This is a genomic window from Microcystis sp. M49636_WE2 (assembly GCF_030065375.1).
Classification (GTDB): domain Bacteria; phylum Cyanobacteriota; class Cyanobacteriia; order Cyanobacteriales; family Microcystaceae; genus Microcystis; species Microcystis aeruginosa_C.
Genome location: NZ_JASJFG010000448.1, coordinates 1 through 8837, shown reverse-complemented (window position 1 = coordinate 8837; position 8837 = coordinate 1). Strand labels below are relative to the sequence as shown.

9 protein-coding genes are annotated in these 8837 nt (G+C 44.0%); 3 read left to right on the top strand and 6 right to left on the bottom strand.

The window, feature by feature from the left end; translation table 11 throughout:
- From PX484_RS10730 to PX484_RS10710, 5 genes are all read right to left on the bottom strand, one after another.
- Positions 1-1016, bottom strand: a 1016-nt coding sequence (locus tag PX484_RS10730; RefSeq protein ID WP_353853227.1) for an NB-ARC domain-containing protein, incomplete at its 3' end; no start/stop codon positions are given.
- Positions 1017-1151: 135 nt separating this feature from the next.
- On the bottom strand, positions 1152-1544 hold the full coding sequence (locus PX484_RS10725) for a hypothetical protein (RefSeq protein ID WP_287767160.1): 393 nt from the start codon (positions 1542-1544) through the stop codon (positions 1152-1154).
- A gap of 106 nt (positions 1545-1650) precedes the next feature.
- The gene (locus tag PX484_RS10720) at positions 1651-3456 is read right to left on the bottom strand and encodes an aspartate kinase (RefSeq protein ID WP_108937976.1); all 1806 of its coding nucleotides are present in this window, start codon (positions 3454-3456) and stop codon (positions 1651-1653) included.
- Between the two features lie 468 nt (positions 3457-3924).
- Positions 3925-5442 (bottom strand): NAD(P)H-hydrate dehydratase, encoded by a 1518-nt coding sequence (locus PX484_RS10715; protein ID WP_287767159.1) that lies wholly within the window; start codon positions 5440-5442, stop codon positions 3925-3927.
- Positions 5443-5461: 19 nt separating this feature from the next.
- Entirely contained in the window at positions 5462-5650 is a 189-nt protein-coding gene (locus tag PX484_RS10710; protein ID WP_287767157.1) for a hypothetical protein, read from the bottom strand.
- Between the two features lie 187 nt (positions 5651-5837).
- Between PX484_RS10710 and PX484_RS10705 the strand changes: the two genes are divergently transcribed.
- Genes PX484_RS10705 through PX484_RS10695 form a run of 3 tightly spaced genes read left to right on the top strand, consistent with a single transcriptional unit; the run spans position 5838 to position 8180 of the window.
- The gene (locus PX484_RS10705) at positions 5838-6431 is read left to right on the top strand and encodes an alpha/beta hydrolase (RefSeq protein ID WP_353845707.1); all 594 of its coding nucleotides are present in this window, start codon (positions 5838-5840) and stop codon (positions 6429-6431) included.
- Positions 6428-7768: a 16S rRNA (cytosine(967)-C(5))-methyltransferase gene (locus PX484_RS10700; RefSeq protein WP_287767156.1), complete on the top strand. Its 1341-nt coding sequence runs from the start codon at positions 6428-6430 to the stop codon at positions 7766-7768. Before PX484_RS10705 ends, PX484_RS10700 begins: the two co-directional genes overlap by 4 nt.
- Position 7769: 1 nt before the next feature.
- Positions 7770-8180 carry a tellurite resistance TerB family protein gene (locus PX484_RS10695; RefSeq protein WP_287666022.1) on the top strand — a complete coding sequence of 137 codons (411 nt, stop codon included), beginning with the start codon at positions 7770-7772 and terminating at the stop codon, positions 8178-8180.
- A 68-nt stretch (positions 8181-8248) separates the two neighbouring features.
- On the opposite strand, the gene PX484_RS10690 is transcribed toward PX484_RS10695, so the two are convergent.
- On the bottom strand, positions 8249-8837 hold a 589-nt coding region (locus PX484_RS10690), incomplete at its 5' end, for a phosphohexomutase domain-containing protein (protein WP_502882727.1).

The following is an 8837-nucleotide window of genomic DNA, read 5'->3' as shown; positions in this document are numbered from 1 at the left end:
TTTTGGATAATATCTAGAGTAGGAGTTGCGGGGACTGTTCTCGATGTATCTGTCATCACCGTACAATAACGACTTTTTGCTGGTTCTGCGTGGGGTGATGCTTCTAACTTATCCCGAAAATAGCGACGCAACAGGGGATGAATTTCATACCAACCATCACCTTTATCCTGAACTAAACTCAGGTGAACTAAACTATCGGTTAACCATTCCTCCACTGTATCCCCATCCTCATCGGGAAATAAATCCAGAATCATCCCCTTGGGAAAGGGCGCAAGAGCGAATAAACTGAGGTAAAGTGCCAAAATTTGCGCTTCTGGTTCGCTATGCAACTCCTCCCAACTGAGATTAAAGGCAGCTTTTAACCCTCTTTCCCCAGTCATTTCTGTATCAAACTTGGGATTTTTGGCTAAAATTGGCTCATCTAAGCCTTTTTCGGCTAATTTCTGCCGTATTTTGCTAATTTTCCAATCCTGTCGCCGTTTTAGCAACCTTGCCACCAATTCTAACGCCAAGGGTAAATAACCTAAATCCTGACATAATAATTTAGCTGCCTCGATTTGTGTGTCAATTCTGTTGTCTTCAAGGTAGGAACGCAATAAATCAAGTGCATCTTTTTCTTTTAATACTTCTACCCGAAAAGTTGCAATTGTCGCTGATAAATATTCCTTGCGAGTGGTAATTAAAACCTGAAAGCGTTTGTCTTCTTGCGGTGGTAAATAATCCCTAATTTGCTGATAATCCCGCACATCATCAAAGATAATTAGGACATTTCCCGCTAACCAGTTTTGCCAACAATAACGAATTTTTACGTCTAATTCTCCCTCATCCGGTAAAGTTAATTTGAGATGTACCCGCGCAAAATCTAAAATAGAAGTACCGATAAAACCGCCGTCACTTTCTGCCACATTTAACCAACATATACCCCCCGGATAGGCTTTTTCCCGCCATTGTTGCCAGCCAAACTGTCTGGCTAGTTCGGTTTTACCTATGCCTCCCATTCCCGTTAAGGTAGATATAGCAAGCTTTTGGGATTGTTGTAATTGAGTTTTTAAGTCAATTAATTCCTGATCCCTACCAACAAATTTAGGGATATTACTATTAGATAAATTGTGAGGATGTTGTTTAACCTGTTCCTTAACAGGCGGCTGCAGTCAGGTTTTATTGATGTTTATAGTTGCTGCTTGATAAACTTCACCACCCTCAACCTTATTCTGGAAATTTGTCCCTCCATAATTAGCCTGATTCATACTACTATTATCCTGAATTTTCAAGGATTGAATTTCTGTTGCTAAACCCTTGACTTTTTCGGCGAAATCTGCTTCATCATTCATGGCAACCTTTAAATAATCTGCTACTTTTTCTAGATCAGTTTTTGACCCTTTTTCAGCAGCTTGTAAAGCTTTTTCAGCATTAGGATTAGCTTTAAGTTTATTCCAGATGATTTGCCGCAAAGTATTAATTTTTTCTAGAGCAGCTTCGGTAAATTTTTCTACAGTAGTCTGAAATACCAAAGCAACAATTGTCGCCACTGTTATCGGTTCCATAGATAAAATCGGGGTGATGAGGGTTAACTTATTTATCGGGTTTTTGGGGGTTAAGTTGCCAACAATTAAACAACTCTTACCCCCATCATAGAACTTGTAATTTCATTTAGGCGGGTACTTCAATTTTACCCTGTCCGGCCAATCCAAAAGCGGCGTGAACCACTTGTAGGGCCCTGACTCCATCTTCCTGATTCACCACACAACTGATTTTTATATCAGAAGTAGCAATCATCAAAATATTAATTTTCTCCTTTGCTAAAGCTTCAAAAAAGCGTGCTGCTACCCCCGGTTGTCCTTCCATTCCCGAACCAACAATGCTCACTTTGGCCACATCATTATTAACCACTACTTCCTGTAAACCCAAACTTTCCGATAGTTCTAAAAGGATTTTTTGGGCTAAATTAGCATCAGCTTGGGGTAAAGTAAAAGCGATATCCCGTCGGGGAATACCATCGACAATGCGACAGCGTTGGGATTGAATAATCATATCAACACTGACATTTTTTGCCGCTAAAACCGAGAAAATTCTCGCCGCCATCCCGGGGCGATCGGGGACGTTACGAATAGCCATTTGTGCCTGATTATTATCTAGGGCCACTCCCCTGACTGGGACTAAATTTTTAGGGATTTCGCAATGAGCAACTTTAGCAGAATACTCCACTTGAAAAGCATCACAAAGGACTTTAATTGCTTTTTCTCCGTCCGCTTCATCGATGACACAACTGACTTTTACTTCAGAAGTGGAGATCATTTCGATATTAATTGCCGCTGCGGCCAAAGTGCTAAATATTTGGGCAGCAATTCCAGGCCGGCCGATCATACCAGCGCCGGTAATGGCGATTTTAGCGGCCCCGGATTCGATGATCACTTCCGCTTCCTCTGTATTAGTGGGATGGGAACGTAAAACTGGTGCGATCGCTTCGGCCACGGATTGGGCTTTTTTCAAGGCATTTCCCATCACCGTAAAGGCGATATCGTTGCTGTCCCCCTCGTGAATCGATTGAATAATTAAATCCACGTCCACCTGTTGATGGGCGATTTCCCCAAATAAACGGGCAGCGATACCGGGACGATCCGGAACCCGTAAAAGGGAGATTTTCGCCTGATTGCCGTCAAATTCCACCGCATCCACTGCTTTTGTCAATTCCAATCCTTGCAGGGTGCGCGGTTTCGGTGCTGGGGATGTCACCCAAGTACCCGGATCCTCTGTCCAACTGGAGCGGACAACCAAGGGAACCCCGAAGTTTTTAGCGATTTCCACCGCTCGCGGGTGGAGAACTTTCGCCCCTAAACTGGCTAATTCGAGCATCTCATCGCAGGTAATTTGGTCTAAAAGACGCGCTTCGGGGACTAAACGGGGGTCAGTGGTGAGAATACCGGGTACATCGGTGTAAATTTCGCAAAAATCGGCTTTTAAGGCGGCCGCTAGGGCTACGGCCGAGGTATCGGAACCACCGCGCCCCAAGGTGGTAATCTCTAGTTGATCACTATCGCTAACACCTTGAAAACCGGCGACCACAACTACTTTACCCTCCGATAGATGACGGGAAAGGCGATCGGTTTTAATTTCTAAGATACGGGCCCGACTATGTTCGGATTCCGTGACAATTCCCACTTGAGCGCCGGTTAGGGAGATGGCCGGTTGTCCGATTTCCTCTAGGGCCATACTCATCAAGGCGATTGTCACCTGTTCCCCCGTGGATAATAACATATCCATCTCCCGGCGCGAGGGTTCGGCGGCGATCTGTTTGGCTAAATTGACCAATCCATCGGTGGTTTTACCCATGGCAGAAACGACCACCACCACGGTGTTTCCTGCTATTACCGTATTTTTGACCCGTTGAGCTACCGATTGAATGCGTTCCACGGAACCTACCGATGTACCACCGTATTTTTGGACAATTACAGCCATAGTTGTCAGCGCTAGAGACTTTCTATCTTTGTTCAATCTCCAACTTATCAAAATTCCTAACGATAAGTGGTTTTGGTTAACATTCCTTATGTTTTATCAAATGCCGACTATCTGAATTAATCCTTAAGACTGCACCGGAGAAGGGAGCGCCGGAGCTAGGTTGAGGCAGTCCGAGCATTTGTACTAAAATGTCAATAGGCAGTTTAAATACAGTACATTTATGCTATTAATAATATTTTGGCTCTCTTAGGTTTGGTGGGTATTATGAAAGATATTTTAATGTTAGATACAGTAATAATTATCAATTCTGATACTCCCTTAATCTTAGGACTGATTCATGGTAGGGTTAATTCATGAATTAACCCTACCCTTGATAAGGGGGTAAATCTGACAATTTTTAACACCTACCTACTTAATCCTTTATCGATTTTACTCGGTTTTTGGGTTGCGTGTGTTTCCCCTCGGAGTTTAATTTAAATCTTTAAGGGCGGCAAATAAATAATTAGCTAAAGTTACTCCATCTACTCCTAATTCTGTCCTTTCTTGGGCTGCTAAAATGCCAGCTTGAGCGTGTAAATAAGCCGCTAATGCAGTTGTTTCTGGGGGATTATCCGGCATTTGGGTTAAGAATCCGCCGATTAGTCCCGTTAAGACATCACCACTACCACCTCGCGCTAAAGCGGAGCTACTTTCGGGAATTAAATACATTTTACCTTCCGGGGAGGCGATTATAGTTCTGGCTCCTTTTAATAAGACAATTGCACCACTTTGTTGAGATGCTTTTTGAGTGATATTAATCCTATCTTGAGAACCTGATAAGTTAGGAAATAAGCGTTTAAATTCTCCCCAATGAGGCGTTAAAATTGTCTTATTCTGACGAGATGATAATTTTTCTGTACCCAGTTGAGCCAAAATATTTAAAGCATCAGCATCGAGTATAATCGGTTTATCACTGTCTAAAACCTGTTCGATAATAGCGGGATTTTCTGTGGTTAATCCAGGACCACAGGCGAGGACATGATAATTATTTAATTCTAGGGGAAGTTCGGCAATAGCTCCCGTGGCAGTTTCGGGACAATCGATAATTAATGCTTCTGGTAAATGACTAATTAATAAAGATTTAAGGGCAGCAGGAACAGCAATAGAAAGCATTCCTACACCACTACCTCGCGCTCCTAATCCGGCAAGAATTGCCCCCCCTGCATAACGACGAGAACCACAGATAATTAATAAATGTCCCTGCTGATATTTATGGGTAAGGAGAGGACGGGGTAAGGGTAAATAAGGGCGAATTAGATCGGGATTAACCCTCAGAATTGGCGGTGAATCTTGTAAAATTGTTTCTAGGTCAAGGGGACTAATTCCGATATCAATTAACTCCACTTTACCCAGATAGGGTAGGGCCAAATCCTGGAAAAAAGCTCGCTTCCAGAGTCCCAAACAAAAGGTATGAGTGGCTTTAATTGCCGTGCCTAAAACCTCTCCGGTGTCGGTGTGAATTCCCGAAGCAATATCGATACTAATTATCGGTTTTTGCCAACTATTAATTTTATCGACTAATTCGGCAATCTCTCCCGATAAAGTCCTTTCTAAACCAAAACCGAAAAGACCATCGATAATTAACTGACAATCCCGCAAAGATTCTAAAGTTTTCTGAAAAATTAAGCCTAAATGCTTGACATAATTAGCCTGTTGTGCTGTTAAATCCTTGAGTTTGGCGATCGGACAAAAAAGAGATACTTGATAACCGGCGAGATGTAATTCTCTAGCAATCACGAGAGCGTCGCCGCCATTGTGGCCGGGGCCGACGATAACGCCGATTTTGGGGAAATCAGCCAAAGAATAGGACTTTTTAAACTGTTGTGCCGTTAACAGGGCTGCCTTTTCCATCAAAGCGGCCACAGGCATACCAGAGGCAAAAATCGCCCCTTCAATGCGACGCATCTGCTCGCTATTAACCACGTTTGACCGATAATTGTAGCTCATTCGGGGGATAAATTGCCTGTTAACAGGTGTAGATAACTTTTTTGCCGAAAAATTGCCAATTAGACCCAATTTTCACTGGCTCAAGGCTGGGTTGGGTGATAATAGCCAGATCATTCTGTCTAGTTTCCGCTTGACGGTGATTCGCCCCTACAATAATATCATTGCGCCAATGGTAGGGGCGCACTGCGTGCGCCCACAATGTCCTCACCCCCAAACCTTCTCCCAGAAGCAGAAGTTATTCCAAGAGGGCGAATGCAATTCGCCCCTACAGATATTATTTGAAGCTGATCACTGAAAAGACTCCCCCACAGCCATCTCACCCCGGGGAAAACCGCTATAGAATAGATAAAAAAGAGAATTGCGAGGAAAAAACCCTGTCTTTTAACCCGATTGTCATTCCCCCTTCCCCAGAAAATCCCGCTCGCTATCTAGTGATCATGCTGCACGGTTGGGGTGCGGATGCCATGGATCTGGCCCCCCTAGCATCGATGCTGGATCTGGCTGATTGTCAATTTTTGTTTCCTAATGCTCCCTTTGATCATCCGCAAGTGCCGGGAGGACGCGCCTGGTATGCGTTAGAAACCTCCGATTATCAAGGTTTAGCCGCTAGTCGTCAACAGTTGCACGATTGGATTATTTCCCTAGAAGCAACTACCGGTATTCCCCTAGAGCGGACTTTTTTGACCGGTTTTTCCCAAGGGGGAGCGATGACGCTGGATGTGGGTTTATCCTTACCCTTGGCGGGATTGGGTTCCCTGAGTGGTTATCTGCACGGTGAACCCCATCCCCAAGATCCACAAAATGTCTTAATTGTTCATGGTAAGCAGGATCCCGTCGTTCCTATCGCTGCTGCTCGTCAGGCCAGAGATTTACTGCTTGGTTTGGGGGTTAACGTCGAATATCACGAGTTAAATATGGGTCACGAAATCCCGATTCCGGCGCTGACTATTTTACGCCAATTCCTCCGCAATCGTCTGGAAACTGCATGAATAATGCTCGTCAGCTGGCTTTGCTGATTTTACGCGATATCGATCGCTCTTCCGCCTATCCCGATCGCGCTCTTGATCGCCATTTGTCCGCTAGTTCCTTAAATTGTCTTGACAAAGCCTTGACAACGGAGATTGTTTATGGTATAATCCGCCGCCAAAGAACTTTGGATGCGCTGCTCGATCGCTTGGGGAAAAAAACCGCGGCCCAGCAACCCCCGGATTTACGGCGAATTCTCCATATTGGTCTTTATCAACTGCGTTATCTCTCCCAGATTCCCCCATCGGCGGCGGTGAATACGGCGGTAGAATTAACTAAAATCAGTCATTTAGGCAAATTAGCGGCGGTGGTTAACGGAATGCTGCGGCAATATCTCCGTTTAACCGCTAATGGCGATGATCCTTTAATTTTGCCAGAAAATACCGCTTCTAGATTGGGTATTCTCCACAGTTTCCCCGATTGGTTGGTGCAATTGTGGTTAGATCGCTTTAGTGTTACGGAAACGGAACAACTTTGTCAATGGTTTAATCGATCTCCTGACCTCGATATTCGGATTAATCCCCTGAAAACTAGCCGAGAAGCCCTAGAAAATGAGTTAGAATCAGCCAATATAACTTTTAATCATCTTAAATTACCTCTAGCTTGCCGTTTAACCTCTGGTTTAGGCAATATTGAGCGTTTAGAGGGATTTCGAGCCGGAAATTACACCCTACAGGATATTAGCGCCCAATTAGTCACTTATCTCCTCGATCCCCAGCCCGGAGAGACAATTATCGACGCTTGCGCGGCACCGGGGGGAAAAACCACTCATATTGCCGAATTAATGGGCGATCGGGGTAGAATATTGGCCTGTGATCAAACGGCATCCCGTTTACGACAGTTAGAAGCCAATATTAAAAGATTAGACTTAAAAGCGATCGAAATACATCTAGGGGATAGTCGCGATCGTCCCCAGTGGTGTGGCATCGCCGATCGTGTACTAATCGATGCTCCCTGTTCAGGATTGGGAACCCTGCACAAGCGTCCTGATATACGTTGGCGACAAACACCCGAAAATTTACCTGTACTAGCCAAACGACAGGGGGAACTTTTAGCCTCGGCTGCCACTTGGGTAAAACCGAAGGGAATCTTAGTTTATGCCACCTGTACTCTCGATCCGTTAGAAAATGAAAGAGTGATCGAGCAGTTTTTAGCGGCTCATCCCGATTGGAAAATGGCCACTCCTGACTCTAATTCATCTTTCTCAGAATACTATACAGAAACGGGAGCGATCGAAGTGTTACCCCATCGGCATAATCAAGACGGTTTTTTTATGGCTAAGTTAGTCAAGGAAGTGTGAGATGAAAAATAAACAATTACTGAAAATTCTCATCGGTGTTGCTTGGATTGATGGTGTCATTCAACCATCAGAAAGAAATTATTTACGACAGGTAGCTGTGAGGGAAAAACTTGATGATGATCCGGAGATTAAACCACTATTATCGGAACTAAAACCGATTAAAACCAGTGAATGTTATCGATGGTTAGAGTCTTATTTAGGCGATAATCCTAGTCCGGAAACCTATCAAGATCTAATAACATCGATTAGCACTTTAATCTATAGCGATGACGACGTGGATATACAGGAAGCGAAATTATTAACCAAAGTGCAGAGTCTTGATCCGACTCACGATAGCCATCGATCTATTTTAGATAAATTAGTGACGGGAATTCAGAAATTGTACCACAGGGCAATTACTGAAAGTAATTAAGGAGGGGCTATCAGTGATGAGCAGGTCAAAAATTTCCCCGATAAAAACTGATAGCCGCTCCCTAGATTTTAGGTAATAACTGTGGGTTGTTCCCGTCCGGTAGATTGACGAATTTGACCGATTTTTTCGGCTAAATCAATTAACGGCTGTAGGGCCTTTTGGGTGTCGATATCGTGTTTACTTGCGTCCGGTTCATAACTTTCTAGATAAACCCGGAGAGTTGCTCCTTTAGTTCCCGTACCCGATAGACGATAAATAATCCGAGAACCATCGGTAAAACCAATGCGAATGCCTTGATTTTTACTCACACTACCATCCACCGGATCCGTATAGCTAAAATCATCGGCATATTCCACTTCATAGTTACCAAATTGTTTACCCTTAAGGTCTAAAACCAGCTTCTGGAGACGTGCCATCATCTCTTTAGCCGGTTCTAAGGCGACTTCTTCATAGTCATGACGAGAATAGAAATTGCGGCCAAATTCTTGCCAATGACTGCGGACAATTTCCTCTACAGATTCCCCTTTAACTGCCAAAATATTTAACCAGAAAAGAACCGCCCATAAACCATCTTTTTCGCGAATATGATTGGAACCCGTGCCGAAACTTTCCTCCCCGCAAAGGGTTGCTTTCCCCGCATCTAACAAATTACCGAAG

Excerpts from the sequence above, each read along its gene's own strand:
- PX484_RS10725 (WP_287767160.1), bottom strand. The coding sequence starts at position 1,544 with ATGGAACCGATAACAGTGGCGACAATTGTTGCTTTGGTATTTCAGACT.
- PX484_RS10720 (WP_108937976.1), bottom strand. The coding sequence starts at position 3,456 with ATGGCTGTAATTGTCCAAAAATACGGTGGTACATCGGTAGGTTCCGTG.
- PX484_RS10715 (WP_287767159.1), bottom strand. The coding sequence starts at position 5,442 with ATGAGCTACAATTATCGGTCAAACGTGGTTAATAGCGAGCAGATGCGT.
- PX484_RS10700 (WP_287767156.1), top strand. The coding sequence starts at position 6,428 with ATGAATAATGCTCGTCAGCTGGCTTTGCTGATTTTACGCGATATCGAT.
- PX484_RS10695 (WP_287666022.1), top strand. The coding sequence starts at position 7,770 with ATGAAAAATAAACAATTACTGAAAATTCTCATCGGTGTTGCTTGGATT.